This is a genomic window from Nocardia terpenica, assembly GCF_013186535.1.
In the GTDB taxonomy this organism is placed as follows: Bacteria; Actinomycetota; Actinomycetes; order Mycobacteriales; family Mycobacteriaceae; genus Nocardia; species Nocardia terpenica.
The window spans coordinates 1,424,426-1,451,191 of sequence record NZ_JABMCZ010000001.1 but is presented as its reverse complement, the minus strand read 5'-3'; the positions used below and the strand labels follow the sequence as shown (position 1 = coordinate 1,451,191).

The window sequence follows — 26,766 nt, the reverse complement described above, 5'->3', positions numbered from 1 at the left end:
TCAGTTGCCGGACAGGTGGTCTCGCAACATTTCGCGCAGTGTGACGGGCTCGCGGCCGAGCAGGGTGGCCAAAGTCGGGTCTACGGCGGCGAACTCACCGGCACGAAAGGCATGGAAGCCGCCCAGCAGGGCCTCCGCCATCGCAGCCGGAACGCCGTGGCCGATCGTCTGCTCCAGAAACTGGTCATCGGAGACGACGGTCCTGGTGATGGTGCGGCCCGTGAGGTCGGCCGCGATATCGGTTGCGTCGGTGAGGGTTAGCGCCTGCCCCGCCGTAAGCGGTGGTGTGGGACCGTCGAAGCGCCCCTCGTCGGCCAGGATGGCGGCGGCCGCGTCGGCGAGATCCACAGGCGCGGTCCAGCTCACCGGGCCGTCCGCCGGGAGCGCGACCTCACCGGATTCCAGGCCCGGGGCGAGGAACCGAATCGCGCTGGTGCCGTAGAAACCATTGCGCAGCGCGGTGAATGGCACGCCGCAGGCGCGCAGCGCTTCCTCGGTGGCGGCGTGGTCGCGGCCGGGCTGGAAGCGCGACGAGGCGCTGGCACCCATGTGGCTGGTGTAGAGGATGCGCCGCGCGCCTGCCGCAACGGCTGCGTCGATCGCCGCCCGGTGCAGCTTCACGGCCTCGTCACCGAGCTTGTCGACGGACACGATGAGCACCTGCGAGGCTCCCTCGAAGGCATCGGCGAGGCTGGCGGGGTCCTCGAAACCGCCACGGCGCACCCGCACCCCGCGATCGGCGAGATCCTGCGCCTTCTGCGGTTCACGAACGCTGACACCGATCCGATCGGCAGGCATGCGGCTGAGCAGGCTGTCGACAATCCGCCGCCCGAGTAGTCCGGTAGCTCCGGTCACGATAATCATGGCACCTCCAACTGGTATTTCCGGTGGAATCAGAATGATGATAACACCGGAAATGCCAGGTCAGGGGTGCAGATAGACACCCGGTTGTGCCAGGCGCTCGATCGTCCCGGCGATGTCGCCGCCGGTCCGGCCGAAGGCCAGGTCGAAGTAGGCGCGCAGGTAGGTGCGTTGCAGATCGATGGAGCGGTTCGGGTCGACGCTGCCGAGAATCGAACGGGTGGTGCTCGGCGAGAGCAGTCCGGCGGCGGTGAGCTGGGGCAGGATGATCTGCTCGTCATTGAAGGACATGTGCTCGGTTCCCGACAGCCGCAGCGGGATTTTCACCCCGATATTGTGCGGCCAGAACGGTTCCCAGTTCTCCCGGTTCAGCCAGCGGGGGTTGTCGTTGCCGAGCATCAGCAGCGGCCGATTCAATCCGTCGCCGACAACCGAACCCAGCACTGGCCCCGATCGCCAACCACCCCACCTATCCTATACAGATAGGTGGGGCGCCTTTTGCGGTGACAAGGTGGGTGGAATCCTCGTCCCATGCCCGCGGAATGCTCCGTGCGCTCGGGGTGGTGATCGACTGCGCCGGATCGGCCCGTCTAGCGCGCTATCGATCGGACGGATAGAACCCGGTCTCACCTGAGCCTATGCCCGGAGCTGAAACGTACTGCTTCCGGACGTCGCCAGCGACAACGGCGATCAAGCCTTCACCCTCTTCGAGAGGCATCGCGTAGTAACGCTTCCCGAAATGAGATTCGGTGCGCTCGGCCCCGATGATTACCGCGCGGTGTGTCGTCTCGATGGTCATCCTTGGGTACGCCTCATCGAACCATACTCCAACGAACGTCGGGAACCCCTCGTCTTTGCCCACCCAGAACCGTACCCCTTCATCCGGAACGTCTTGTTTCCCGACACCGCCGGAGAACATCTGGCCCGCCTCGTTGAAGGCTTCAATAAACGTGAAGTTCTGTTGTTCGGAGTCGATCCACACGCGCCACCTGTAGCCGTTTCCGGACTGCTCGGAGGTGACCGGTATCCAGCCATCATCTGCCAACGTCGTCATGAATGAATCCTTACACACGGGTAGCCGGGAATGGTGACCTTTCCGAGCGGGTCCCACCAACCGGCACACAGCAACGTGCCATCCAAGAACCCGCCGGTCGGCCCGTACGAGTCGCGGGCTACGCCCGGCCGCAACGGACCCTTGAATACGTGCTCACTGTACTTTTTCTCTGCTCGGGAGGCATCACCGCCCGGCGGAACGATCATGTAGTACGCCTGCAAGTCGCCGCTATGGCCGTTGCCTACAGCCAGAGTGGTTGCCGTCTTGTAGACGGTCAAACCGTCTCCGGATACGTAGATCGTTACCGGGCCATCTTGACGTTCGGCGTCCGCATGAGCGGTAGGCGCAGCGAAGGCGGTGCCGATCATTGCAGTAGCGGCAACAGCCGTCAGATACGTTGAACGCATTTCAATTCCTATTCGATTCTGCGGTAACGATTCCGGTTGAACGGCCCGCCTTGCGCCAGAGTTCTTGAACCATCCGCTGAAACGCCGCGTACGTGACGCGACAGTTTCCGTCACACTCCAAGACCGCAAAGAGGTACCCCGCAACCGTCATCCCTTTATCCTCGCTACACAACCATTGTGTAGCGAGTTCAGCGCTCTTGCGGTGAAAATCAGACAGCGAAACAACCCGCCCGGCAACGACCGATAGGATTATCGGCAGGAGTTCGGATTTCGCCTCGATAACGGTCTTGGGCTCAGGACTGAATTTGAAATGCCCGCCCTTATCGCCTTCGGGCGGTTCCATACAGGCATGGTGCCAATGTGGTCCGGTCATGCGCTAGCCTTCCTGCACGCCTCTATCGACCTGTTCGAACTTTCGCATTCTTTCGGAAAGTATCTTTCGGTCAGAGCTAGAGCAAGATCCGCCATCTTTACCGCTGTGCCCAACTATCCATATATGCATAGCGTTGCCTTGCACCCGAGCCTCATTCCCACAGTCGGGGCATTCCATATGGAAGAGGCTGGCAAGGTCGGTGCCCTCCGGCACGTAGTACGGCGGCGGTTCCGGTCTCATATGGCGATCACTCGTTTCGGGATTACTGAACCGTTCATGCTTCGGTGTAGGTAGCCGATCGCGACGGGCCGCATCACCCCGCCTCCGCGTCCGTGTCGTCGTCGCGGTCGTTGCTCGGGGACTTGACGTCATCGCGGATTTCGAAGTAGATGCCTGGGTTGTCGTCGTAATCGTCGTCGTAGGCGGCAACTTGCACCATCCCACCCGGAAAGACGAACGTTCTCGAACGTGCGGTCATGGCACCCCTATCCGTCCCCGAGCGGTCGGCGAGGCTGCTCGAGAGCGTCAGGGTTGGAGTCGTTGGCCGCACGAGCATCGAGATAGGCTTGCCTGGCTCGGATCATCCTTGTGTGGATGGGGCCATGTTGCGGCTTACCGTGCCAGATCCAGATGTCGGTGGCGTTGCGGAACTCGTCGCGAGTTCTGCGGTACTCGGCTTCACGATCATCATCGCTGGTGCTCATGCCGCCAAGGTTCACCCTGGCGCGCTCACCTGAAGGGATAGGACAGGGATAGGTTCGCCTGCGGCAGACGTGGCGTAGTCCTACCCTGAAGCCATGACGCATGTCGGGCAACGCATGGCAGCCGAACGCAAACTTGCCGGACTCACCCAACGTCAGCTCGCGCAACGCGCTCGCTACAGCTTGCCTCTGATCAAAGCAGTCGAGCAAGGCCGCGAACCCGGATCACCCGGTCTGATCTCGGCGGTGGCGCGAGCCCTGTGCATCACCCCGGACTTGTTGACGGGGGCACCGTACGATGACGGGAAACCGTTGGCAGATGCAGTCAACGAGCTCCGCATACTGCTCACCGAAGGCAAGTACGTTAGAGCCACCGACCCTGATCCTCTCGAACAACTCGAGGCGGAAATCTTTGAGGCACAGCGGATTTACCGTGCGGATCACACGCGACAGACTATCGAGATCCTTCCGGATCTGATCCGACGGGTACACGGTGCCGTGCGGGACTTGCGGGGAGACGAGCAGGCACACGCCTATGCGTTGCTCACCTATGCATACGGTCTCGCTGAGGGATGTGCACGCCGCACCGGCTACCAAACGCTGACGCTTCCGGCCCTCGACCTGGCCGATACCTACGCGGCGTACTCGGATGACCCGTACGCCGGAGCTTTCTCCGCACTCGCCAGAGCCCGCCTGCTGACGTTCTACGGCGAGTCGCAGGTTGCCGGTCACCTGATTGACACCGCTATCAACAGCGCCGATAGCAGCCATACGGGCATGGTTCTCGCTGGGTATTCGCATCTCGTTGCGGCGGTGAACGACGCCAGGCAGTTGAACCACGCTAGGGCGGACGATCACGTGCAAGCTGCCCGCGAATTCGCCCGGCAGACCGGCGAATCAGATCTGTATCTGACCTGGTTCGGTCCGTTGAATGTCGAAATCCACGCTCACGCAATCGAACTGGAATCCGGAGACCCCAACAAGGCAGCCGTCGAAGGCGCGAAACTCGCCTACGGGAAGGAAGCTTCACCAACACGTGTTGCCCATCATTGGCAGGACAATGCTCGCGCATGGTTGATGTCCGGGAAAGCCGACAAGGCTCTCGTCGCACTGAACAAGGCTCGCGCTGCCGCGCCGCAACAAACACGGTTGCATCCCTCGGTGCGTGAAACTGTGTACGCGATAGCGCAAGCCGAACGGCGACGCACGGAGTCATTGCTCGGCTTCGCGTCCTGGGTGGGCACCACCCTGTGACGGAAACTGACACGATGGGCTCATGAACGATCAAGGAGCCCCGGTTTTGTACGCCATCGTGACTGGTTCGCCCGTAGCCCGCGATGTCGGCAGGCTCGTGGACCTGGCTCAGGCCGCTGGGTGGGACGTGTGCGTGATTGCTTCACCGTACGGGCGCCGGTTCATCGGCGCTGACGCCTTGGAGGCGAAGACCGGGCATCCGGTGCGTAGCGAGTACAAAGATCCGGGCACGCCGGATGTACTTCCTCCCGCTGAGGCGATGGTCGTCGCGCCGATAACGTGCAACTCGCTCGGGAAGTGGGCCGCAGGGATCTCCGACACGTTGCCGCTCGGATTGCTGGTGGAAGCGGTCGGCAAGCGGCTGCCTGTGGTGGCCGTTCCGTCTTCCAATCGAGCGCAGATCAGCTTTCCGGCAATCCAAGACGCCATCCGCAAGCTTTCCGACTGGGGCGTAACCATGCTCATCGGTGACGATGTGTACCCCCAGCCGGAGCCGGGGGCGGGCGGAAACGCACACCTGTTCCCCTGGCATTTGGCCTGGCAAGCGGTTCTCAGCCATCCATGGCGGGCCGCAAGTTAGTGCGAAGAGCGAGACCTGCCCGAGGTGTCTTTGTGAGCGATGCTGACGAAATCCTGCTACGTGCAGCGGAATTCAGCGACATCAATGCGCACGGCGCTGCCGCGATCCGGGACGGCTCGAACGCGATCTCCGAGTCGCCGATAACTGAGATCCTTATCGAAACCCCAGGCAGTGCCTGGGGTTTCGATATTTCTGCGCCCATCGGTCGATCCCGATTCAGGCGACGGCGTTCGCCAATGCGGTGATGCCGCCGGTGAGCAATGCGGCGACCTTGACGAATTCCACTGCTACATACGCATAGTGGCCGTGGGAGCGGGGCGCGTCGTGGCCAGCCAAGACCGCGTTGCTGCGGCGGGTGAGGCGGGGGCGGATTGCGATCAGCTGGATGGCCAGGGAGGCGATGGCTACGGCTAGGGCGACGGTGGTGGTCGTGGATGGGGAGCCGACGATCACGGTGATGAGAATCGTTGCGGCAAGTACTGTTTCGACAGCATTGAGGGCGCGGAAGACCAGGCGGCCGATGCCGAGGCCGATGCGGAGAGTGACGTCGGGGGCGCGGAACTTCAGGGGGGCTTCGAGGAACGAGATGGCCAGGACCATGCCGAGCCAGGCGAAGGTCACGGCGACTATGACGGCGGTTGCGGAGGTCATGTGGCGGGTCCTGTCGGGGCGGGGGCCAGGTGGGCCAGGCAGAGGTCGGGTTCGGCGAAGGGGGCGAGGTGGTCGACGGTGATCGGTGCGGATCGGCGTTCCAGGGCGCCCTGCATGAGGCCCAGGTGGATCGGGCACACGATTGCCGTGCGGTTGTCGATCAGGTCCAGGAATGGGCAGTGCCGCAGGTGGATTCGGTCTTCGGAGGCGGGCTCGGGGGCGAAGCCCAGGTCGTCGAGTAGACGAATCAGGCCGTCGACAGCCTCTTCTCGAGACGAGACCTCGGGGGCCGAGAGATGTCGGCCCCAGGCGCGACCGGCCTCCCGGGCACGGTCGGCGGGGTTCGGGTCGTCGGCCAGTTGGGCGACAAGGATTTCCGCGAGCAGGCGGTAGTTGCGCGGCCCGGCCGGGTCCATGCCCCGGTGCGCCCGGAATGCCTGCGGCGGGCGGCCGGGTCCGGTGCTGGGCAGGTCGACTCGCTCGGCCTGCCCGGTGCTCACCAGCGCCTCCAGATGGAAGCGGACGGTATTCGTATGGACGCCCAGCTGCTCGGCAATATCATTGATGCTCAATGGTATTCGCGACCCCCGGAGCGCCGCCAGCACCTCGCCGCGACGCCCGGCCGATGCGGGCGTCACGGCTGCGCACTCCGTCTCGGAAGCCGCGCCACTAGCGGGGTATCCACACAGAGCTCGCCGAGCACGTACGCCACGACCTATTTATACAATAAAGCTCTGTAAAAAATAAGACCTGGTGACGTGCGTTATAGCCCCGCTGATCGACTGTCACTCCGTGGGCATCATGATCACCCAACGATCCGCGGGGCTGCGGCGTAGGTACACCGCCCAGTAGGCGATGGCGACCGCGATGACCGCGGCGGTGATGAGCAGGGCCGGAATCGGTTGTTGGGTAAGCACATAGATCAGGGTCGCGATCACGACTACCGGGACGACCGGCCACCAGGGCATGCGCCAGGGCGAGGCATTGCGGTGTCGGGCGCGGCGGGTGGTCAGAGCGGCCACCGCCACCGCGAGGTACAGGGCGGCGACGACCACGCTGGTGACCTGGTTGAGCAGGGTCAGGTCGACGAAGCACAGGGCCGCGCCGGGCAGGCCCACCACGAGCGTCGCTATCCAGGGGGAACCCAGTCGGTTGAGGTTGCCGAGCGCGCGATTGACCGGGGTCGGCCAGGCGCGGTCGCGGGCCGAGGCGTACAGCACGCGCGAATTCTGGATGACCATCACGATGGTGGCGTTCACGATGGCCAGCGCGATACACAGGCTGATGAAGGTGGCCACCGCCGAATTGCTCCAGCCGGTGACCATGGCGACCAGGTCACCATCGGTGAGCGCCTTCAGATCCGGCGCGCCGAGTACCACGGCGGTGGTGGGCACGATGATCACCACCGCACCGACGCCGAGCGTCCACAGCACCGTGCGCACCACCGTCCGGCGCGGCTGCCGCATCTCCTCGGCGAGGTAGACCGCCGTCGTAAAGCCTTGCAGCACAAACAAAGCCACCGCCAGCCCGGAGACCAGCACCAGCCCGCTCAGCGGCGAGGGGCCGGACGCACCGAGCACCTGCGGATGCAGCAGCGACCCGGCGGACCGATGCACATGGGCGAAGCCGAGCCCGGCGACCACGGCCGCCGCCACCACCTCCAGCACCATGAACGCGCCGGTGACCCACGCGTTGGTGCGCAATTGCAGCAACCCCATCCCCACCGACAGCAGCATGACGATCGCGCCGGTGAGCGAATGATCGACCGCGAGTACGGAAGACAGATACGCCGCGGTGCCGACCGCCATGATCGGCGGAATGACCAGCACCACCACCAGCGCGATGACGAACACCAGCCAGGCGAGGAAGCGCCCGACGACGGTGCCGACCATGGCGTACTCACCACCCGAACTCGGCGCGAGCGTGCCCAATTCGGAATAACAGAACGCCACACCGATACACAGCACGGCCGCGATCACCAGCGTGAGCACCGTCCCCGTGCCCTGGGTGGTGAAAAGGCCCGGCACGATGACGAACAACGACGACGCGGGCGTCAGACACGACAGCGTGAGCAGCGTGCCACCGAGCACGCCGATACTACGGGTAAGCCGGGCGGGCCCGGACCCAGTGCCGAGTTCAGTGGCGGGAGCCACCGAAATGCCTTGGGGGACAATAGCTTCAACCATGGGCATTCCTGGAGCTGAGAAGGGTCCCGGCCAAAAGCACGCCGGGATGACGGGTACGCCGCCGGTTGTGGTCCCGACGTGTGTGTTCCCGGCGTGCTTTTGGCCGGGATCGGGACACCATAAAAACCCCGTAAAGACCTTTACGCAACCCCCAGTTCGCCACCGATTTCGTCGCCGTTCACCGATTCGAGTGTGGCACATCGACATCGACCTGCCCATTCCTGCTACGGAATCCGTACGTGTCGGTCTTGTAAAAGTTTTGCGGGGTGATGACAGGGCGCGGCTGCATCGGTTCCGGTTCGCCTGCGGGGTAGATTCCGCGACCGTGAGGTGGCCTGGTAGCGGCGGTATCGCCCGGTGATGGGGGCGCTCGGGATCTTCGATCACCCGTGCCCGCCGGAGCGGGTGCTGCCCGAGCCGACGGCGCGGGATCGGGAGTGGGCGAGGGCGCATCCGGGGCGATGGCTGTATTTCGTGGATCCGACGGTCGATCGGCGGGAATTGGCGCGGGCCACTGTGATCGGGGGGCGGCTGGCCGATGCGGCGGGCGGGTTCGCCGCATTCTGGTTGAATCCGGAGTTCGTGCCCACCGCCCGCTACGCCGGTGCGGAGTTGACCAACGAGGTCGAGTGGGTGCTGTGGCGGGTGAATTCGGGGTTCGATCCGATCGGGCGGTTCGTCGAAACATTCGGCCGGAGTGTGGTTCTGGTGGTGCAGACGCCGGATGATGCGCTGGTACAGCGTGTTTGGCCGCTTCGGCCGGAGGGTGGTAGACGGGTTCTGCACGTGTTCACCTCGCCGGGGAAAGTGCCCGCGGGGGTGGATCCGGCTCTCCTGCGCGAGGTTTCGGGCCTGGATGTGCTCGAACAGGTGTGCCCGCATGCGGGGATTCGCGTGCACGTCAATATGGGCGGAGTGCCGGACGTGCGGGTAGATGGTTCCGATCTCGCCCGATGGTGGGGTGAGTGGTGCGCGGTTTCGGTTCGGCCGGTGTTGGAGACGAGGGCTCAGGTTGAGAGTTATCTGGGGTGGTTCTTCGGTCCCGGCCAAAAGCGTGCCGGGAAAATGGAGGAGCCGCAGCGGGCCGGGAAAACGGATGAGAGGCGATACCGCCTCTACCCCTTCGGAATCGGCTGGCTGGTCCAGGAGATGGAGGGGGCGGGCCTGGCGCACGTCAGCCTGGTGATCGATACGGGGACGGGGGCGATCACCGTGTATCCGAGCCGGGATGCTCGGGTGGTGGTCGAAGACTATTGGGAGGCCAGGCGGGTGGGTCGGTCTCCCGGTGGTCGCCAGGTGTATCCGCGGACCAATCCGTGACCGAGGTCGGCAACGAATGCATTGTCGGAATCGACATCTGCGTCGCATTCACCGGATCGAAAGGAACAGATTGCGTACTCAGTACCGCGGACGTGGCGGCGCGATTCTCGCCTGCGCGCTGGCCGGGGCCGCCTCGTTCGGTGCGCCGGGGGCGCCCGCGGCGGCCAGGCCCGACACCGTTGTCATGACGTGCGACGAGACGGGCACCGTCACCTGGCTCAACGGGATAACCGACAGCAAGGCCCAGGTAAGGTGGAAGAACGAAAAGCACTACGCCAACTGCGTGCGGCCGGACAAATCCACACCCCCGGTTTACCCGGAGGAATCCATCGCGGGCGGCACCGAACTCGCGTCGTGTGACGATGTCGAGAGCCACGAGGGCAACGGCGTGATGTTCTGGTCGGATGGATCCACCACCACGTTCGAGCAGAAGGCGGTGAAGCAGGGCAAGTCCAAGGGTAATGGAACCGGTGAGTTCACACTCACCATCGGGGCCGGAAACGACTTCGCGGGCGACACCGCCACAGACAAGGACACCCTGACGAAGAAGGAAAAGGAATCCTGCCCGGGCCTGCAAAACGCGACCACCCAGGGCACCCTCACCATCTCTGAATAGGCCCTAGCGCGAGCAATGTCCGTTCGGCACCGGCTGATTCGATTGCACCGCGGTGCCGAGACGGTCGAATGCCTGTTGCAGATTCATGACATAGCCGATGCGCTCGTCGTCCGGGTCGCTGCCGAAGACGATGCCGAGCACCCGGCCCTCGGTGTCGATGAGCGGCCCGCCGGAGTTGCCCTCCTGAATCAGGCTGGAAATCGTGTACAGCTGCCGTTCCGACATGGCGGCGCGATAGGCGTCGGGCACCTGTCCCACCGTGCGGCTGCGGATGCGGGCGACCGCGGCGGCATACCGTCCGCCGCCCGGATAGCCGAGCGCGAAGGCCGCGGCCCCCGTGTCGAGGGCGCGCGGCGCGGGCGTGAGCGCGGGTGCGGTGAGACCGGCGATGTGCAGCACAGCGAGGTCGTTCGACGGATCGAACACCACCACATCGGCTTTCAGCGGACCGTTGGGGGTGTCGACCGAGACGCTCGTCCCGCCCGCGACGACATGCGCATTCGTCAGCACCCGTTCGGGCGCGAAGACGAAACCGGATCCGGTCTCCACCAGCCCACACGCGCTGGCAATGCTCCTGATGCGGAGCACGCTGCGCTGGAGCTCCCTGGGTACGGGACTGCCGAGCAGGGCCGTATCCGGTGGGGCCGTGGACAATCCCGGCATCGACCAGCCGTCCGCCGACATCAGCCCGGAGTCGCGCAGCGGACCGGCGAGGTTGGTGGGCAGGCTCGCCAACCAGTAGGGCACGGTGTCGCCGACGGTCCGGACCACGCGCGAATGATCCAGTGTGGACGCCAGAATCGACTGGGCGGGCGCCGCCAGCGGGGCGGCCAGCAGCCAGACGGTGAGCGGCACGGCCAGCGCCTGCCCGAAACCGCCCGCCACCGCGTCCACCCGCAGCGCGCGCGGCCCGTGCACCGTCTCGCGCAGCCGTTGGCCGAGCCGGTCGCCGATCGCCTGCCCGATGGCCACGACGCCGACGATCACGGCCAGCACGGTCGTCAGGCGCACCGTGCCCGCGGGCAGGTGCGGCAGCAGGACCGCGGCGAGGACGGTCCCGACGAACGCGCCGCCGACCACGCCCAGAAAACCGAGCACGGCGACGATCGCACCGCGTCGCCATCCGAGCACTCCCGCGACCACCATCGCCAGCAGCACGACGAGGTCGAACCAATTCGACAGCGTCAACGAAACTCCCCACATCGGGTGCGCCGAAAGGCGCACGGCCGCTCGAAAACCGGCCCCACCATCGTGCCCCGACCAACCTACCGATGGCTATCCCCTCCGGCAATTGTTCAGCGTTCTCCGACGAGGAAGTCCGTCATCGCCTTCGCCACGGCCTCGGGCTGGTCGAGCATGGACAGCACGTAGGCGTCGTCGATCTCGACGAGGCGGCCCGCGGGCAGCAGGTCGGCCAGTCGGCGGCCGTGCTCGCGGGGCATGACCTTGCCCGCCGACGACCACAGCACCAGCGCGTCGCCCGGAAAGCGCCGCAGCGCTTCGGTATTCGCGATCAGCTCGGCCTTGGGTGGCAGTGACGTACCGTATTTGCGCACATCCCGGCCGATGCGGGGATCGCGCAGCCCCGGCGCGGTCCAGCCGCGCACCAGTTCGTCCGGCAGCGGGTAGCGGGCCATCAGGCCGAACAGCGGCGGTAGCCGTCGCAGCCACCCGATCCGCAACTGGCGCAGGACGATCGGCAGCGCGCCGGGCACCCGCAGGCCGAATACGGCCATCTTGCCGGGCAGTCCGGGCGGGAAGTTGTCGAATGCCTCGCACGGCAACGCGATCAGCCGGGCCACCCGCTCGTCGAGCCCGTAGGCGGTCAGGAACAGCGCCCCGCCCCAGTCGCTGTGCACCAGCGTGACGTCCCGAAGGCCCAGGGCGGCAAGGAAATCGGCCACCATCCGGTTGAGGCCGCGCATGCCGAGATCGGCGTCGGGCCGCATCGGTTCGGGATGCGCGCCGAGCGGCAGCACCGGACGCAGGTAGCGGAATCCGCTGGGCAGCAGGCCCATGACGGAATCCCACTGGGTGTGGTCCATCAGCAGCCCGTGCAGCAGCACCACCGGCGGGCCGTCGCCCTGCTCGGCGTAGTGGACGGGACCGGCGGCGGTATCGACGACAGGCATGGACTCACCCCTTCGCTAGAACAGTCGCTCTAGAGCGCTTGCTCTAGTGTGGAGGGATGGCGGAGAAGATGTCAACCGGTACGCGGGAGCGGATCGTGACGGCCGCGGCCGAGCTCATGCGCCGCCAGGGCTACGGCGCGACCAGCGTGAAACAGCTGACGGCGGCGGCCGGTGCGCCGATCGGCTCGCTGTATCACCACTTTCCCGAGGGCAAGCAGCAGATCGCGGCGGAGGCGCTGCGCACCAGCGGGGCCGCCTACATCCAACTGCTGCCGCTGCTGCTGGATCCGCACGAGGACCTGCGCGCGGCGGTGCCCGCGGCCTTCGCCGCGGCGGCGGCCGACATGGAACGGTCCGGCTGGATGAACATGTGCCCGGTCGGCACGGTCGCGGGCGAGGTCGCCGACAGCGAACCGGCGCTGCGGGAGGTCGCCGCCGAGGTGATCGCCGACTGGGTGGCGCAGGGCACCGCCTACCTCGCGGGGCGCGGGCTACGGACCGACTCGGCCCGGGAGCTCATCATCGCGATGGTCGGCGCGCTGGAGGGCGCGTTCATGCTCGCCCGGACGCTGCGGTCGCCCGAACCGCTGCACGCGGCGGGCCGGAGCCTGGCCCCTTACGTCGACGCCCTGCTCACCGAGAACGCCTCCGCCTGACCGATTTTCACCGACGGCGGGCGCGATAGGCCGCCACGGCATTGCGATTGCCGCAGGCGATGCTGCAGTAGCGCCGGGAACGATTGCGGGACAGGTCGAGAACGATTCCCGCGCAGTTGTCGTCGGCGCAGACGGCCAATCGGCTCAGCTCGTCCTCGCGAATGAGGTCGACCATGGCCATGGCGGTTTCCACGGCGATCCGGACCGGCAGCGGGGCGTCGCGCGGCACGGCGTGGATGTGATAGTCGAGCTCGTCGTGCCGAACCAGTTGCGGCACCGCGTGATACGTGGCGAGGGTGTCGTTCACGAGCCGGACGGCGGTGTCCCGGTCGCTGGTCAGCAGTCGGCGCAGCGGGGCGCGCAGGGCGCGGACGGCCGCCAGCTCGGCCTCGTCGTGGGTCCGCGTGCCCGAGTAGCGATGCCGGACGAAGAACTCGTCGAGGTGCGCGATCTCGGTCAGGGTATCCGGCTCGTCCGCCGAATTGACCAGGTCGACGGCCGCGGCCAGCGAGGCCACCGTGTCATGGGCAAAAGGCATATTGACATATTACGCGCGGCTTCCTACCGTCATGAGTCATGGCGGCGATGACTCATGACGCGCCGGTGGTGAACCGTCTGCGGACCGGCCTGTTCCTCGCACTGTTGTCGGCATCGTCCTTCGGGCTGTCCGGGGCGCTGGCGCGCGGAATGATGGACGCGGGCTGGAGTCCCGCGGCCGTCGTGGCGGTGCGGGTGCTGGTGGGCGGGGTCGCGCTGCTGCCGATCGCGCTGCGGCAGCTGCGCGGCGACTGGGAGCTGTTGCGCCGCAAGGCCGGACTGATCGTGGCGTACGGGCTGATCGCGGTGGCGGGTACCCAGCTGGCCTACTTCTACGCGGTCGCGCACATGGCCGTCGGCGCGGCGCTGCTGATCGAGTACACCGCCCCGATCGTGGTGATCGGGTGGCTGTGGGCGCGGCACGGGCAGAAGCCCGGCCGCGCAACGGTTCTCGGCGCGGTGCTGGGGGTCCTCGGGCTGGTTCTGGTGCTGGATCTGCGGTCCGGGGTCGGGGCGAGCTGGGTGGGGGCGGCGTGGGCGCTGGCCGCGATGTTCGGCGCGGCAGTGTATTTCGTGCTGTCGGCGCGCAATTCCGACGGCCTGCCCGGCACGGTGCTGGCGACCGGCGGGCTGCTGCTGGGCGGTGTGGTCCTCCTGCTCGCCGGGGCGGCCGGTATCGCTCCCCTGCACGCGGGGACCGGCCCGGCCGTGTTCGCCGACTGCACCGCGCCGTGGTGGCTGCCGCTGCTGGCCCTGGGCGTGGTCACCGCCGCGCTCGCGTATGCCTCCGGGATCGCCGCCACGCGGCTGCTCGGCTCCCGGCTGGCCTCCTTCGCCGCGCTCCTCGAGGTGGTGGCCGCGATCGTCTATGCGTGGGTGCTGCTCGCCCAGACCCCGCGCCCCATCCAATTCGTCGGTGGCGCACTGATTCTCGTCGGAGTCGTCACCGTCCGAACGGGCGAGCGGCCGGACGCTCCTTGACCCAGCACATTTCGCGGCCGGATTCGGCGGGGGCGCGTTTCTCGCGCGGCCGGATCCGGTGCAGGCGGTAGCCGAGCCGCCGCGCGATCGCCGCGCTGCGCACATTGGCGGCGTCGCAATGGATTTCGACCCGGCCGACGCCGGGCAGGGTGAAGGCCGCGCGGGTCAGGGCGGCCACGCTGCGGGTCATCACGCCGCGGCCGGTGTGGGCGACGTGGCACCAGTAGCCGATCTCCACCGCGGGCGGTCCGAGCCGATCGTGCAGGCCCACCGCCCCGAGCACCACGCCCTCGCCCCCGAAGATCCCGTAGTTGAAGCCCCGGTCCACGCTGGGCCAGCTCGCGGCCACCGCCTCGCCGAACACCCGCTGCCGCTCCAGCGTGGTCGGCTCGGACAGCCAATCCATCCAGGGATGAATATGGGCGAACGACGCCGTCAGCGCCTCGAACCGCGGCACCAGATCCCCCGGCCGCCAGCGGCGGATCAGCACATCGCCCAGATCGATCCGCTCCGGCGGCCCGACCCCCGGCGCAAGCGCGGGCCGTATCTCCAGGTCCATACCGGGATGGTGACCGTAAAGGGGGCGGTCGGCAACTCAGGTCGGCGAAGAGGGCACGTGGTACACCGGAAGTGAGAGGAAGTGTCCGGTATGGGTGGCAATCGATCCTGGGACAAGATCATTGGGGCGTTGGACCGGGTTTCGGGGCCCGGGCGGGTCAGTGGGGACTGGGTTCGGTATTTGTGTCCGGTGCATGAGGGGGATGGGCGGCGGCATCATCCCTCGCTGGGGGTGATCTACAACGTGGGGAAGCGGAAGACCGTGGTTCGGTGTTTCGCGGGGTGTTCGGACGAGGCGGTGTTGGAACGGCTCGGGTTGCGGGTGCGGGATTTGTTCGACGGGCCGATGGGGGTTCGGGGGGACGGGCCGCGGCGGGGAGGGGCGCGGCTGTCGCTTGTCGATCGGGCGCTGTTGGCGGCGGGGCTGCCGCTGGTTCGGCACAAGGCCGAGCTGGGCCGGGCCGTCGGGCCCGCGCGGGTGGTCGCCACCTATGTCTATCGGTGGCCGGACGGGCGGCGGGAGGGGAAGGTGGTGCGCGTGCACATCCCGCATCGCAACGGGCACGAGAAGCACTTCTGGCAGGAGCGGATGACCGAGAACGGTTGGCGCGAAGGGGGATTCGCGCGGATACCGTTCCGGTTGCCCGAGGTGGTTCCCGCGGTCCGCGACGGTGCGGATATCTACGTCTGCGAGGGGGAACAGGATGTGCTCGTGGCGTGCCGGGCGGGGCTGGTCGCCACCACCAATGCGGGCGGGGCGCTGGGCTGGCATGCCGATCACGCGCGGTGGTTGCGCGGGGCGCGGCGGGTCTGGATCGTCGCCGATCGCGATGCCCCGGGGTACCGGCACGCGGCCGAGGTCGCCCGGAGCCTGCGCGGGCTCGTCGGCGCGACCCGCATCGTCCAGGCCAGCGACGGGAAGGATCTCACCGATCATTTCAATGCGGGCCATCAAGTCGAAGAACTGGAGCCGGTTCCGATTCTGGACGACCATTATTCGCCCGAATTCCCGCATGTTGCCGACCGCGTTGTGCCATAGTTCGCCAAATCGCGGCGACACGCGCACGCACTATCGGAGGTGAGCGCCATGCCTATTCGTCCGCCCGCCACTCCCCTGGTCGTGCGCTCGCCGTACCTGTCCACCTGGCTGGCCGGTGACGCGCTGGCGGGACAGTGGCCGACATTCTGGGCGGGTCAGACCACCGCGATCACCGGGATCGTGCGCATCGACGGCGTCGCCTCGCTCTTCGCCGGGGCTCCCGGCTCGCCCGCTCTTCCTGCCCTGCACCAGGTTTCGCTGACGGTCACCGCCACCCGGTCGATCTACCGCTTCGACGGCGGCGGCATCGAATTGACCGTGACCTTCTTCTCCCCGGTCTCCCCGAACGATCTGCAACGGCAGAGCGTGCCGATGTCCTACATCACGGTGACCGCGGCCAGCACCGACGGCAACTCCCACAATGTCGCTGTCTACCTGGATATTTCGGGGGAATGGGCGCACGGCGACCGGAATCGGAACATCGACTGGGCCGCACAAGAGGTCGGCTCGCAGTTCGCGCTGAGCTTCGCACCGACCACCCCGACCGTCCTCGCCGAATCGGCGGACCAGGCATCGTGGGGGACGGTCGTCTTCGCCACCGACGCCGACCCGCAACTCACCTGGCAGATCGCCGAGGACACCGTCGCCCGCGCGGCCGGTGCGGCGGGTCCGCTGCCCGATACCGCGGAGCCCGGCCCGCGCGGAATCAATGACCGCTGGCCGGTTTTCGCGTTCGCCCGCGACCTCGGCACCCTGACACCGGGGACACCGAGCCCGGCCATGGTCGTGACCATCGGCCATGTCCGCACGCCCGCGATCTCCTCGCTCGGCACCCCACTGGACCCGTGGTGGCGGACGTACTGGTCCGACTGGCCCGACATGCTGACCTGGTTCCGCGCCGATTACGCCGCCGCCCTGGACGAAGCGAGCGGCCTCGACGCCCGCCTCACCTCCGACGCCGAAAACATCTGCGGCGCAGGTACACCCACCGCCGAGCAGTACGCGGCGCTCTGTGCGCTGGCGCTGCGCCAGGCGATCGGCGGCACCGAACTCGTCGACCGCGACGGCGCGCCCTGGGCCATGCTGAAGGAGATCTCCAGCGACGGCAATGTATCGACGGTCGACGTCATCTATCCCGCCTCCCCCGTCTTCCTCTACCTCGGGCCGAATTACCTTCGGCTGCTGCTGGATCCGCTGCTCGACTACGTGCGGGCCGGTCACTGGCCGCAGCCCTTCGCGCCCCACGATCTCGGCGCGAGCTACCCGAATGCGACCGGGCACAACGACGGTGGCGGGGAGAACATGCCGGTCGAGGAATCGGCCAATCTGCTGATCATGTCCGCCGCCCTGATCGGACGCCTGCCCGCCGACCAGACCACGGCGCTGCTCACCGAGTACTACCCGGTCCTGCGCGGCTGGGCCGAGTACCTGGTGCCCAATGCGCTGGACCCGGGCCTGCAGAATCAGACCGACGACTTCGCCGGGCCGATCGCGCACTGCAGCAACCTCGCGCTCAAGGGCATCCTCGGCCTCGGCGCGATGAGCCTGATCGCCCGGGCCGTCGGCAATACCGAGGACCGAACCCGCTACGACTCCCTCGCCCGCGACTACATCACCCAGTGGGCCACCAGATCTCAGGACCCGACCGGACCCCACCTCCAGCTCGCCTACGACGACCCCGGCACCTGGAGCCTGAAGTACAACGGCTACGCCGACCGTGCGCTCGGCCTGAATCTCGTTCCGCGCCAGGTGATCACGCAGGAGGCGGCCTGGTATGTCGCGCGGGCGAACGACGCCGGGGTCCCCCTGGACAACCGCCACACCTACACCAAGGCCGACTGGGAACTGTGGACCGCGGCCTTCCTCACCGACGAACCGGATGCCCGAGACCTGCTGATCCAGCGCGTCTTTCGATTCGCCGACACCACCGGCGACCGGGTGCCGCTCACCGACTGGTACGACACGGTCTCCGGCGGCCGGGTCGGATTCGCCGCCCGCCCGGTGGTCGGAGGCTTCTTCGCGCTGCTCACCCTCGCCGATCGACCCTCCTCAGGCGAGGACCGCGGGTAGCGCGAGGTGATGGGTGACCAGGTGCAGTGCGGCGGTGATGGCGACGGCCGGGTCACGGTGGTCGAGATCGTCGTAGTCGGCGACGCGGGGGCCCGGTAGGTGGCGGTGGGCGTCGGCGCGGTGAGTCAGCCAGAGTTGTTGGGCGACACCGCCGGTGGTGGCGAGCGGGACGATCGGTATGCCGCGCTCGCGGGCGAGATCGGTTTCCTCCGCGGTGCCGTTGCCGTCGGCATCGCCGAAGTCACCGCCGCCGAAAACCAGGCACAGCTGCGCATTACGAAGCATGGTGCGCCGCGTCTCGGTGCGGCAGGTGTCGACGTGGATGACATGACCGAGCGGCTGATAGATCGGCGCGATCCGGGTCGATTCGGTGCGCACGTACAGGGTGGTGCGGTCGGGCGAATAGGTGCCGTCCGCGCGCAGGGCACGGGCCATCGCGTAGGCGGTGTGCGCTCCCACGCGTGAACCACCGCAGATGAGGGTGATCGGCAGGGTGGCCAGGGCGGCCCCGAGGGCGTCGGCGATCGGGCGCCCGGTGTCCTCGCTGGTGTAACGGCCGGACAGGAAGACGCGGGGCGCGCACTTGAGCTGGTATGCCTTGTCGAGACTCGCGGCCAGCTGCGCGATCACCACCGAGCGCCGCCGCTTGTAGGCGCTGTCGACATAGCTCTCGTGATGGCTGCGCAGATAGGCGCGGGCCTGTCCGATGCCCTTGCCGTAGAACTCGGGGCGGGTGGCGAGGACGGCCTCGGCGATGCGGCGGTCGATGTCGTCGGAGAGCGCGGCGATCAGATGGTGCAGCTGCTCGACGACCCATTCGGCCAGGTGAGCTCGATCGGTGGGCTGGTGGATGGCTTCCGGGCCGGCGAGCGCGATCAGCAACTCGTCGGCGACGAGCATGGTATCCGGGGTCAGACGTCGTACCCGGCGTCCGAAGCTTCCCAGAGCGGATTCCAGCGCGGAGTTCGTCATGTCCCCGCATTTTTCCGCTCGCTCGGAAAACAACAACCCGGTTTGCCGCAGATGGCCAAAATCTGGTCCGTTTTAACGAGGTGTTGCTTGTAGCGTCGAGGTGGCGGTGTGGAACCCCTATATGCGTTGGTGGACATAGCGATTCGAGACCAGGAAGGAGCGTTCGACGACGATGGGACGACATCGCAGGAACGAATCACCGCTCGACTGGGTGATGGTCGCGGCAGTGGGGATCGTGGTCGCCGCGCTCGGTGTGCTGGTGTGGTGCGCCCGCGACCGGCGGGATGGTCAGTAGTGGATCTGTTTGCTCAGCCACGCCCGGAACGCGGGATAGTCCGCGCCGGTGGTGATCCAGGTGGGGTGGCCCTCGGAATCGTCTCCGGCCACGGTCATCCGGGCGTCCGGGCCGAGGCTGATGCGACGGCGGGTGAAGTCGATGAACGGCAGTTGCAGCGCGGCGGTGAGGGTCAGCGGATCGTGTTGCAGGCTGGCCGGATAGAAGCGGGCGAACCACTGGTCCAGGTGGGCGCGCAGCACCGCGGCCCAGGCGGGGGCGGCGTCGGCGGCCAGGGCGCGATAGATGTCGGTGCCGGAGTCGATGGCGATCTCGTCGGTGAACGTGGTGTCCGACAGCACCAGCAGCAGCTCGCGCGCGGTCGCCACCACATACCGGGCGGCGTCGGGATCGAGCCGGAAGTTGTGCTCGGCCCGGTCCGGGCGGCGGTAGTGGATGGCGCCGCCCATCTGGGTGACGACCAACCGCGCGTTGAGCTCCGGGGCGGACCGCAGCACGTGGGCGAGATTGCTCAGCGGTCCCAGGCCGACCCAGCGCACCGGCCCCTCGGTGCCCGCGCAGACCGCGCGCACCGCGGCCACGATGTCGGTGGGCTGCTCGGCGACGGTGTCGGGGATCAGGCCGTCGACGGCGTGATAGCGGGTGTTGCCGAGGTCGGCGCCGGAGACGACGGGCAGGTCGGGCCGCTCGATCAGGTCGAGCAGGTGGCGGGCGAAACGGGCACGGCGGCCGCGATGTTCGTCCGCGGTGAGGATCAGCGCCACCTCGGGCAGATTGCGTGCGGCGCAGGTGACCGCGATGGCGTCGTCCGGGTCGCCGCCGATATCGGAGTCGACGATGATCGGGGTGCCCTGCACGGAGGGCGGCGGCGGCCCGCCCGCGCGCAGCTGCTCGGCCAGGGATCGGTAGCCGAGATCGGCGTAGCGGTCGGCGAAACCCAGTAACGACCCCCAGGCCGACTGCGGCGTTTCCCTGGGGTCGCCGGCGTCGATGTCACCCATGCTCGTCTCCTGTGCTCTCGGTGGTGTGGTCGTAGGTGTTGGCGAAGGCTTGCTTTTCGTCCATTGAGCCGAGCTTGTCGAACTCCTGCCAGGCATCGGCGATATCGGTGGGTGACATGCCGCGATCGCCCAGGGCCGCATGCAGCTGGGCGACAATGTGTTTGTCGCTGCGGCGGACGAAGGAATCGAGCAGCCCCGCCAGCTCCGTGTCGGTGCCGGACGACCGTGTGGCCCATGATCGCACCTGCCGCAGCCCCGCTTCGGTCTTTGCGGCGAGTTCGCCGCCGATGTCCTGCCCGGCCTCGGCGCGCCCGGCGTAGTCGCGGGCGCAGTCGGCGACCGCGTGCTGATTGGCGTCCATGACCGCGAGCCGCACGGTGGCGCCCTGGTATTCGGGCGCCACGCGCGGCGGGGCGATCTGATCGAGCGGGGGCGATTCCAGATGCTGCTCGGGGATCGCGCCGGAGCCGAACCGCTCGGCCTTCGACCACGGCCCGCGCAGGGTCTGCTCGATGGCCAGCACGGTGTCCTTGTCCGACAGCTGCGGCGCCAGCTCGGCGGGCACGGCGGGATCGTGGGAAACCACTGTGCCATCGGCGGATTGGTGCAGCAGATGCCCGGTCTTGGTGTGCGGGTGCGGATCTCGCTCGGCCTCGCCGAAGATCAGGTAGTGGCCCTCGCACCGGGTGTTCGGGTAGGCGGCTTGGATCAACTCCTGCACGGTGCCGCGGAAGCTGGTGTCCACGAACACGATCGGGGTACCGGGGGTGCCGACGGGCACGCCGCGCAACTCCATGTACTGCGTCATCTGCGCGCGGGCGCCGGGGACCGCATCGGGGTCGACGCCGTCGCGGGCGGTGCGGAAGGAGGTCTCGAGCTCGTCGAAGGTCTTGTCGCTGTGCGCTTCCACGTCCTGGACCACCGCGTCGGCCAGGGATCGGGAGATGGTCATCTCGGTGCAGTGCTCCTCGAAGAACTCCGGGTCGAGTTCCCGGGCGGCGAGGGCCATGGTGTGGGCGTCGCGCCCCAGGAATACCACCCGGGTGTCGGGACGTTCGGCGGCGATCTGTTTGCAGTCCTCGAGAATCGAGGCGGTGGCGTGCACGATCAGCGGGGCCAGATGCTCCCGCACCGTGTCGTAGGCTTTCCCGATGGCGGCTCTCCCCTCGTCGCTGTCGACGCCGTAGTGGGTGGCGACGGCGTCGGTGACCAGGTCTCGGCGCTCGGCGGCATCGGTCACCTCGGTGCGCTCGACGGTGGCGGCGGTGTCGGGAGGTGCGGGCGATTCGATGGAATTGGTTGCGGCAGAGACGCTCTCGCCGGACGTTACGATCGGGGCGTGGTCAGGGTCCCCTGCTGGGTCTTCGGATCGGTCACCGGTCACCGGCGCGGCCGACGACCGATCCGGCGCGGGGTCCACGTCCACCAGACGCGCGCTGTCGGTATCCGGGGCATCGGAAATGACTTGGTCGGCAGCGGTTTCGCTGTCGATCCGCAGTAATCGTTCGGTGTCCGTGCGCCATTGGTGGTTCTCGGCGGCGGGACGGTCCGGTTCGGCGGGGAGGTCGGACCGGTCGGCGGGCTCGGGCGGTGGATGGCTGTCGATTCTCACGGGTCGCTCCCGGTCGGTGGCGCGGCGCTGTCGTCCTCGCCGAGCAGGGCGAGGGGCCAGCGGCCCAGATCGCGCAGGTGGGTGGTGGCGTGGCGGAGGCGGCGTTCGGGTGAGTCGGCGCGGCTGCGCCGAGCGATGGTCGCCGCCAGCAGGTTCGGGGTGGGGCCGGTGACGATGCGGCGGTCGGCGAAGTTGTCCGGATGGGCGTGCAGCGTGTCGATCTGCTCGGCGAGAGTGGTGGCGGGCAGGTGCAGCCCGCGCCGCGCCCACCGCTCGGTGTCGGGGTGCGGGCGGTCCGGCGGCAGGCCCGGCGCGCGCAGCGCCTGTTCGACGTCGATCCATCGGTATCGTCCTGCCTGCCAGTGTGTTTCGGCGCCGGAGCACGGCTCGGCCGCGGCGGCGCGCAGGTGGTCGGCGAATTCGTCGGGCGGGAAATAGGCGCTCAGGCCGATGTATCGGCGATCGACCGCGGTCGCGATCAGGTGGTCGACGGCCTCGGCGAACAGCAGCGGCGTCGCCGCGTCCTCCGCTTCCGCGAGCCATGCCGGGTCCGGGCGCGCGGCCGGGCGGCCGACGAGGTGCGCCAGCAGCAGCAGTTCGATCCACAGCAGCAGGCGCGGGTCCTCGGCGAACCGGTGCGCGCGATGCAGGTCCCGCAGCGCCAGCGGCGGGCGGGCCGGGCTCGGCGACAGCGGCGGCAGCGGCGTCGGCCGCCGTGCCTCGCGCGCCCGGCCGAGCGGGACCTCGATGCGGATGGGCCGATCCATGCCGTCGGCGAAGACCACCGCCCGGCCCGGCGGCAGGGACACGACGTGCCGCGACTGCGCGGCATCGAGATTCATGGTGGCGCCGACGAGTTCGCGATCCTCGGTCGCGGGCAGGCGATGCACGATCTTCAGCGCGGTGTTCTTGACGACATCGGCGGTGATCTTGCTCGGGATCTGTTCGGCGACAAGGATTCCCTCGCCGTAGGCGCGGATCTCCGCCAGCAGCGCGGCGAACAGCTCCACCGCGTACGCCACCGCGGTGCCGGGTTCGGCGCGGCGCAGCAGGCGGTGCGCCTCCTCGAGCACGGTGACGTGGGCCAGCTCGGCCTCGTCCCGATCGCGGTGGGCGCGTAGGTGTTCGGCGACCCGGATCAGGACCGCGCCGATGAGGAACGCCTTGTCCGAGTCGCTGCCGATGTCCTCGATCTCGATGACCGTGTTCCGGCGCAGCAGCGCGGCCATGTCGAGCCGGTAGCCGCCCTCGAAGAACCGGCCGGGGGTGCCGAGCCGCAGGGCGCCCAGCCGCACATCGATGAAACCGCGGACATTGTCGGTGATCTCGCGCCCGTAGCCGATGGTGTCGACCACCGCGAGCGCGGTGGCCTGCAGGTCGCTCAGGCGCGGATAGCGCGGCGGGCGACCGGGCCGCCGGGCGTCGCCGGTGACGGTGTCCCAGCCCAGGTCGGTGTAGCAGCGGGTGAGGGCGTGCGAAAGTACCTGGGGGAACGGGTCGACGGCATCGAACGCGGCCAGGAACAGGGCGCGGATCAGGTCGATGTGGGTCTGAATCGGGAATCCCGGCTCGGGCTCGAGCGGGTTGATGCCCGCGGGGACGGCGGCGGGGTCGCCGGGACGGATCACGGTGACGGGCGCGCCCGTCCGACCGGCCATGGCCGCGTATTCGGCCTTGGCGGGCTCGATCACCAGCCACGGCACCGCAATCGCGCCCAACCCCTCGAGCAGGTGCCGCACGGTTTGCGATTTCCCCGATCCGGTTGCGCCGGTGACGAATCCGTGCCGGTTGAGGGTGGCGCGGGTGACGGTGAACCGGTCCACCGGCCGGTCGCCGTCGTCGAGCACCGCGCCGACATCGATCTCGCCCTCGCGTTCGGGCGTCAGATCGAACCCGACCGCCTCCACCGTGCGTATCCCGGGCAGCTCGCGCCGCGGTGGGCGGGCCAGTGCCGCCAGCAGTTCCGCGTCGGCCACGAACGGCGACCGGTCACCGTCGTCGCGGCCCGTGACCGGCGCGGACCAGATCTGCTCGGCGCCGCCCGAGATCGGCTGCGGGGTCAGCACATACGGCAGTTCGTCCAGATCGGCGGCGCTGCACAGCAATCCGGCCGCGCGCAGGGCCGCGGCGGGGTCGGCCGCACCGACCAGGACGTGCACGTGCCACAGTCCGGCGGCCCGGGCGCGAGACAGCTCCCGGTAGCGGGATTCCCCGCGCTGCACCGCGATCCGGGCGGGCTCGGAATCCTCCCGGGTCCGCAGCCGCGGCAGCCGCACCTCCAGGTCGGCGAGTTCGTCGTCGACCTGCGGCACCGGCACCGGGAAGGCCAGGATCAGCCAGACGAACCGGTCGGGCAGATGCGCGACATAGTCCTCGAATCCGCCGCGCCGCGATCGTCCGTCGACGGTCGGCCGCTGCGGCAGCCACAGCGCGTCCGCGCGGCCGGTGCACCGCGTCCAAGCGGGCAGCCGCCGCCACTGCTCCCGCACCGACGCCGAATCGACCTGGCGGGCAATGGTTCCCGGCGGATACATCACCGCCACGGGCGATTCGCCGGAGACGGTCACGGCGGGGAATCGCGGCGTACCCCCGATCAGGACCCGCACCCGCCGCCCGTGGCCCAGCCGGTCCCAGGCGACCGCCAGGCCCGCGCCCGGCCCGGCGGCGGACAGTTCGGCGTGGGCGGCGGCGAGGGCGGCGAACAGCGCCGCCCGCGTGCCGCCCTCGCCCGGGCCGCCCGTCCGGTCGCCGTTCACGGGTGGAGTGGGCGTGCTGAGCACCTGGTGAAAACCGAAGCCGTTCAACATGTTACGACCTCGGAATCACCGCGGGGACGCGTCGCCACCCGGTCCAGCAGCGCGATCCCGGGATTGCAGTCCCCGGCCACCACCCGCCGCCCGCGCGGGGTCGTTTCCACCAGGATGAACGCGGTCGGCGGCAGCGACTGAAAGGTGGTGGGCTCCACCGCGTATTCGTAGGCCCGGGCCCAGGTGTGCGAGGTCGAGGTGGAGCTCGACCGCGACCAGCTGCTGGTCTGCGACCAGGTCACCGCGCGCGATCGGGAATCGGATCGGCCCGCGGAACTGGGCGAGTAGTTGTCGGTGCTGGTCGCGGTCACCGAATCGCCGGTGGTGTCGGACGTGCCGTCGGTGAAGCCGCGGCCGACCTGCTCGGTCAGCTGGGACAGCACGAAACGGTAACCGCGACCGACGAAATCCGCGGCGGCCCCCGCCTCCGCCGCGGGCCCCAGCTGCATCAGCAGTCCGGCGCTCGCCGCACCACCGAGCAGCTGCGCCTGTTCCCCGCGCAGATGCTCGAACAACAGAATCAATCGGACCCCCAGACGGGCGGCATGGTGGGCCAGCGCCTCCAGCTCGGCCATGCCGAAGCGATCGGCGCCCGCGAGCGCCACCGCGCCCACCCCGGTGGCGGCGGATCGGATGGCGTGCAGGACCCGGAAGAACACCCATCGGTCCAGCAGGTCCTTGCGCCGCGCATGGGCATCGGTGGTGGCCAGCACGCGCAACCCGCCGCGGGGCCACCACGACCCCGGCGGTGGTGTCGCGTCGTGCCGGGGGTGTGCCAGCAAGCGGAGCGCGGCGGCGGCGAAGCGCAGTTCCTCGACGGCGAATGCGGAGGCTCCGACCATGTCCCGCAACGGATTCAGGCGGCGGACCTCGTCGGCGGACAGCAGGGTCTGCGCCTCGACGTCGAGAGTGCGCAAGACCACGGCCAACCCGGCGGCGATGCGGTCGAACGTGTGCGGCGGGGTCAGTTCCGCGATCACCGCCGCGATCAGCTCGGCATCCACCGCCCGCGCCCGCGCCGCGTCGGCCTGCGCGCCCCGCGCGCTGATCAGCGCCTCGGCCAGCAGTTCGCCGGATTCGGCGGCGGACAGGTCGTCCAGGCCGCCGATGCCGTCGCCGGGGAGGCGGTCGAGGGCGACGGGGAATCCGACCGTGCGGGCCAGCATGGCGAGATCCGCCGCCACGGCCCGCTCGGTGAAGTCGAGCACCAGCAGGCCCGAGTCCTCCGACAGTATCGAAAGGCCCAGTGTGGCAAGCAGACTCGCCCACCCGTCGGCGGTGCCGCCGAATACGTTGACCCGCCGGGACCCCGGTTCGGGATGCAGCGGGTGCCACAGCAGCGTCGACGACACCCGCTCCTGTTCGTGGCGATCATGTTCGGCGACACGGGCATTCCAGTCCGCCAGCGCCCGCTGGAACCGCGCCCACTCCCCCGCGCGCCATTGTTCGTGCAGGCGGCGCGAGGCCGAATACCGGGCCGCGACCAGCAGCGACCATGCGACCGGAATGGTCAGCACGCCGCCGCCGACCGCGGGCCAGAACATCAGCCCCCACGCCGCGGCCAACACGCATCCCCACGCCGCGACGACCACGCCGACGCTCAGCACGACCGGAATGCTGCGCATCCGCCGCCGGTCGCGCGCGACCGGCTCGGGTGGCGGCACCTCGACCCATCGCGGGGCATGATCGCGCAGCGGGCTCGGCACCGGAGGGTCGGGGACAACGAACTCCCATCCCCACCGCTGACGTGACGCCAGTAATCGCGCCGCTAGATCACGGCATTCCCACACCGGTAACTGATCCACGACACACCCCAATTATTGGACGTGGCACTACCGAACCTGAGAAATACAGAATACGAGACATTCGCAATCGTATTGCGGGATCGTGACCCAAGATTTTCCGAAAATGATTGGACCGACCGTCCACCCCCGTGCCAGCGGCGGCACGGCCCGTGGTTACGAATGGTTAGCAGCGAGTCCTGTTTCGATCTTCGAAATGCATTTCTTACGGTCGTCATCGAGCAGCGCCGGATATTTGCTATTTCCGCGACACTCCGGCCGGTCCGATAATTTCTCAGGTGCAATTGCAGGTGCGTGTTCG

Annotated in this window: 28 protein-coding genes and 1 pseudogene; 10 read left to right on the top strand and 19 right to left on the bottom strand. The window is 68.2% G+C overall.

The genetic code is table 11. The features are described from left to right. The 7 genes from HPY32_RS06865 to HPY32_RS06835 form a co-directional block, all read right to left on the bottom strand. Nucleotides 1-864, bottom strand: a complete 864-nt coding sequence (locus HPY32_RS06865; protein ID WP_067592408.1) for an NmrA family NAD(P)-binding protein — start codon at nt 862-864, stop codon at nt 1-3. Nucleotides 865-924: 60 nt separating this feature from the next. Next, complete coding sequence (locus tag HPY32_RS06860) at nt 925-1,305, bottom strand: hypothetical protein (protein ID WP_067592411.1); 381 nt, start codon at nt 1,303-1,305, stop codon at nt 925-927. A 154-nt stretch (nt 1,306-1,459) separates the two neighbouring features. After that, entirely contained in the window at nt 1,460-1,915 is a 456-nt protein-coding gene (locus tag HPY32_RS06855; protein WP_067592414.1) for a hypothetical protein, read from the bottom strand. Beyond that, nucleotides 1,912-2,322: a hypothetical protein gene (locus HPY32_RS06850; protein ID WP_098693885.1), complete on the bottom strand. Its 411-nt coding sequence runs from the start codon at nt 2,320-2,322 to the stop codon at nt 1,912-1,914. The genes HPY32_RS06855 and HPY32_RS06850 overlap by 4 nt, the downstream gene beginning before the upstream one ends. 1 nt (nt 2,323) lies before the next feature. Further along, nucleotides 2,324-2,665: a hypothetical protein gene (locus HPY32_RS06845; protein WP_156674626.1), complete on the bottom strand. Its 342-nt coding sequence runs from the start codon at nt 2,663-2,665 to the stop codon at nt 2,324-2,326. A 343-nt stretch (nt 2,666-3,008) separates the two neighbouring features. Further along, nucleotides 3,009-3,173 (bottom strand): hypothetical protein, encoded by a 165-nt coding sequence (locus HPY32_RS06840; protein WP_156674627.1) that lies wholly within the window; start codon nt 3,171-3,173, stop codon nt 3,009-3,011. Between the two features lie 7 nt (nt 3,174-3,180). After that, the gene (locus HPY32_RS06835; protein WP_156674628.1) at nt 3,181-3,399 is read right to left on the bottom strand and encodes a hypothetical protein; all 219 of its coding nucleotides are present in this window, start codon (nt 3,397-3,399) and stop codon (nt 3,181-3,183) included. 93 nt (nt 3,400-3,492) lie between these two features. On the opposite strand from HPY32_RS06835, the gene HPY32_RS06830 reads away from it, so the two are divergent. Together HPY32_RS06830 and HPY32_RS06825 are read left to right on the top strand one after the other, a co-directional pair. Further along, nucleotides 3,493-4,650 carry a helix-turn-helix domain-containing protein gene (locus HPY32_RS06830; protein ID WP_067592417.1) on the top strand — a complete coding sequence of 386 codons (1,158 nt, stop codon included), beginning with the start codon at nt 3,493-3,495 and terminating at the stop codon, nt 4,648-4,650. Between the two features lie 22 nt (nt 4,651-4,672). Further along, entirely contained in the window at nt 4,673-5,230 is a 558-nt protein-coding gene (locus HPY32_RS06825; RefSeq protein WP_067592420.1) for a flavoprotein, read from the top strand. Between the two features lie 216 nt (nt 5,231-5,446). On the opposite strand, the gene HPY32_RS06820 is transcribed toward HPY32_RS06825, so the two are convergent. From HPY32_RS06820 to HPY32_RS06810, 3 genes are all read right to left on the bottom strand, one after another. Beyond that, nucleotides 5,447-5,881 (bottom strand): hypothetical protein, encoded by a 435-nt coding sequence (locus HPY32_RS06820; RefSeq protein WP_067592433.1) that lies wholly within the window; start codon nt 5,879-5,881, stop codon nt 5,447-5,449. Next, on the bottom strand, nt 5,878-6,519 hold the full coding sequence (locus tag HPY32_RS06815; protein WP_067592436.1) for a helix-turn-helix transcriptional regulator: 642 nt from the start codon (nt 6,517-6,519) through the stop codon (nt 5,878-5,880). The genes HPY32_RS06820 and HPY32_RS06815 overlap by 4 nt, the downstream gene beginning before the upstream one ends. A gap of 147 nt (nt 6,520-6,666) precedes the next feature. Next, nucleotides 6,667-8,034, bottom strand: coding sequence for an APC family permease (locus tag HPY32_RS06810; RefSeq protein ID WP_197696582.1), 1,368 nt, complete (start codon nt 8,032-8,034; stop codon nt 6,667-6,669). A gap of 393 nt (nt 8,035-8,427) precedes the next feature. Between HPY32_RS06810 and HPY32_RS06805 the strand changes: the two genes are divergently transcribed. Beyond that, nucleotides 8,428-9,387, top strand: coding sequence for an SUKH-4 family immunity protein (locus HPY32_RS06805; RefSeq protein WP_082871653.1), 960 nt, complete (start codon nt 8,428-8,430; stop codon nt 9,385-9,387). Nucleotides 9,388-9,457: 70 nt separating this feature from the next. Then, nucleotides 9,458-10,003: a hypothetical protein gene (locus tag HPY32_RS06800; protein ID WP_067592438.1), complete on the top strand. Its 546-nt coding sequence runs from the start codon at nt 9,458-9,460 to the stop codon at nt 10,001-10,003. 3 nt (nt 10,004-10,006) lie between these two features. On the opposite strand, the gene HPY32_RS06795 is transcribed toward HPY32_RS06800, so the two are convergent. Together HPY32_RS06795 and HPY32_RS06790 are read right to left on the bottom strand one after the other, a co-directional pair. Further along, nucleotides 10,007-11,191 (bottom strand): MarP family serine protease, encoded by a 1,185-nt coding sequence (locus tag HPY32_RS06795; RefSeq protein ID WP_067596141.1) that lies wholly within the window; start codon nt 11,189-11,191, stop codon nt 10,007-10,009. 107 nt (nt 11,192-11,298) lie between these two features. After that, a complete protein-coding gene (locus HPY32_RS06790) occupies nt 11,299-12,135 on the bottom strand; it encodes an alpha/beta fold hydrolase (protein ID WP_067592439.1) in 837 nt (278 codons plus the stop codon). A 68-nt stretch (nt 12,136-12,203) separates the two neighbouring features. Here HPY32_RS06790 and HPY32_RS06785 point away from each other — a divergent pair, with 68 nt between their 5' ends. Continuing rightward, the gene (locus tag HPY32_RS06785) at nt 12,204-12,791 is read left to right on the top strand and encodes a TetR/AcrR family transcriptional regulator (protein WP_067596142.1); all 588 of its coding nucleotides are present in this window, start codon (nt 12,204-12,206) and stop codon (nt 12,789-12,791) included. 7 nt (nt 12,792-12,798) lie between these two features. On the opposite strand, the gene HPY32_RS06780 is transcribed toward HPY32_RS06785, so the two are convergent. Continuing rightward, nucleotides 12,799-13,329: a CGNR zinc finger domain-containing protein gene (locus HPY32_RS06780; RefSeq protein ID WP_067592440.1), complete on the bottom strand. Its 531-nt coding sequence runs from the start codon at nt 13,327-13,329 to the stop codon at nt 12,799-12,801. A gap of 38 nt (nt 13,330-13,367) precedes the next feature. Between HPY32_RS06780 and HPY32_RS06775 the strand changes: the two genes are divergently transcribed. Continuing rightward, nucleotides 13,368-14,309 (top strand): EamA family transporter, encoded by a 942-nt coding sequence (locus HPY32_RS06775; protein ID WP_067592441.1) that lies wholly within the window; start codon nt 13,368-13,370, stop codon nt 14,307-14,309. On the opposite strand, the gene HPY32_RS06770 is transcribed toward HPY32_RS06775, so the two are convergent. Continuing rightward, on the bottom strand, nt 14,272-14,868 hold the full coding sequence (locus tag HPY32_RS06770) for a GNAT family N-acetyltransferase (RefSeq protein WP_067592442.1): 597 nt from the start codon (nt 14,866-14,868) through the stop codon (nt 14,272-14,274). The two genes, HPY32_RS06775 and HPY32_RS06770, sit on opposite strands and share 38 nt — an antisense overlap. Nucleotides 14,869-15,057: 189 nt before the next feature. Here HPY32_RS06770 and HPY32_RS46075 point away from each other — a divergent pair, with 189 nt between their 5' ends. From HPY32_RS46075 to HPY32_RS46490, 3 genes and pseudogenes are all read left to right on the top strand, one after another. Beyond that, nucleotides 15,058-15,906, top strand: coding sequence for a toprim domain-containing protein (locus HPY32_RS46075; protein ID WP_067592444.1), 849 nt, complete (start codon nt 15,058-15,060; stop codon nt 15,904-15,906). A gap of 30 nt (nt 15,907-15,936) precedes the next feature. Continuing rightward, a pseudogene (locus HPY32_RS46495) lies at nt 15,937-16,110 on the top strand (DUF4964 domain-containing protein); the annotation flags it as partial. Beyond that, nucleotides 16,087-17,976 carry a glutaminase domain-containing protein gene (locus HPY32_RS46490; protein WP_331713398.1) on the top strand — a complete coding sequence of 630 codons (1,890 nt, stop codon included), beginning with the start codon at nt 16,087-16,089 and terminating at the stop codon, nt 17,974-17,976. The pseudogene HPY32_RS46495 and the gene HPY32_RS46490, both read left to right, overlap by 24 nt. Here HPY32_RS46490 and HPY32_RS06755 read toward each other — a convergent pair. Beyond that, nucleotides 17,956-18,948 carry a hypothetical protein gene (locus HPY32_RS06755; RefSeq protein WP_067592449.1) on the bottom strand — a complete coding sequence of 331 codons (993 nt, stop codon included), beginning with the start codon at nt 18,946-18,948 and terminating at the stop codon, nt 17,956-17,958. The genes HPY32_RS46490 and HPY32_RS06755 overlap by 21 nt on opposite strands. Nucleotides 18,949-19,120: 172 nt before the next feature. On the opposite strand from HPY32_RS06755, the gene HPY32_RS45595 reads away from it, so the two are divergent. Beyond that, nucleotides 19,121-19,243: a hypothetical protein gene (locus HPY32_RS45595; RefSeq protein ID WP_269456522.1), complete on the top strand. Its 123-nt coding sequence runs from the start codon at nt 19,121-19,123 to the stop codon at nt 19,241-19,243. On the opposite strand, the gene HPY32_RS06750 is transcribed toward HPY32_RS45595, so the two are convergent. Genes HPY32_RS06750 through HPY32_RS06735 form a run of 4 tightly spaced genes read right to left on the bottom strand, consistent with a single transcriptional unit; the run spans nt 19,237 to nt 26,468 of the window. Then, nucleotides 19,237-20,244 (bottom strand): nucleoside hydrolase, encoded by a 1,008-nt coding sequence (locus HPY32_RS06750; RefSeq protein ID WP_067592451.1) that lies wholly within the window; start codon nt 20,242-20,244, stop codon nt 19,237-19,239. The genes HPY32_RS45595 and HPY32_RS06750 overlap by 7 nt on opposite strands. Then, complete coding sequence (locus HPY32_RS06745) at nt 20,237-21,856, bottom strand: hypothetical protein (RefSeq protein WP_067592453.1); 1,620 nt, start codon at nt 21,854-21,856, stop codon at nt 20,237-20,239. The genes HPY32_RS06750 and HPY32_RS06745 overlap by 8 nt, the downstream gene beginning before the upstream one ends. Then, the gene (locus HPY32_RS06740; RefSeq protein WP_067592455.1) at nt 21,853-24,663 is read right to left on the bottom strand and encodes an ATP-binding protein; all 2,811 of its coding nucleotides are present in this window, start codon (nt 24,661-24,663) and stop codon (nt 21,853-21,855) included. Before HPY32_RS06740 ends, HPY32_RS06745 begins: the two co-directional genes overlap by 4 nt. Continuing rightward, on the bottom strand, nt 24,657-26,468 hold the full coding sequence (locus HPY32_RS06735) for a hypothetical protein (RefSeq protein ID WP_156674630.1): 1,812 nt from the start codon (nt 26,466-26,468) through the stop codon (nt 24,657-24,659). Before HPY32_RS06735 ends, HPY32_RS06740 begins: the two co-directional genes overlap by 7 nt. Between the last annotated feature and the right edge of the window lie 298 nt (nt 26,469-26,766).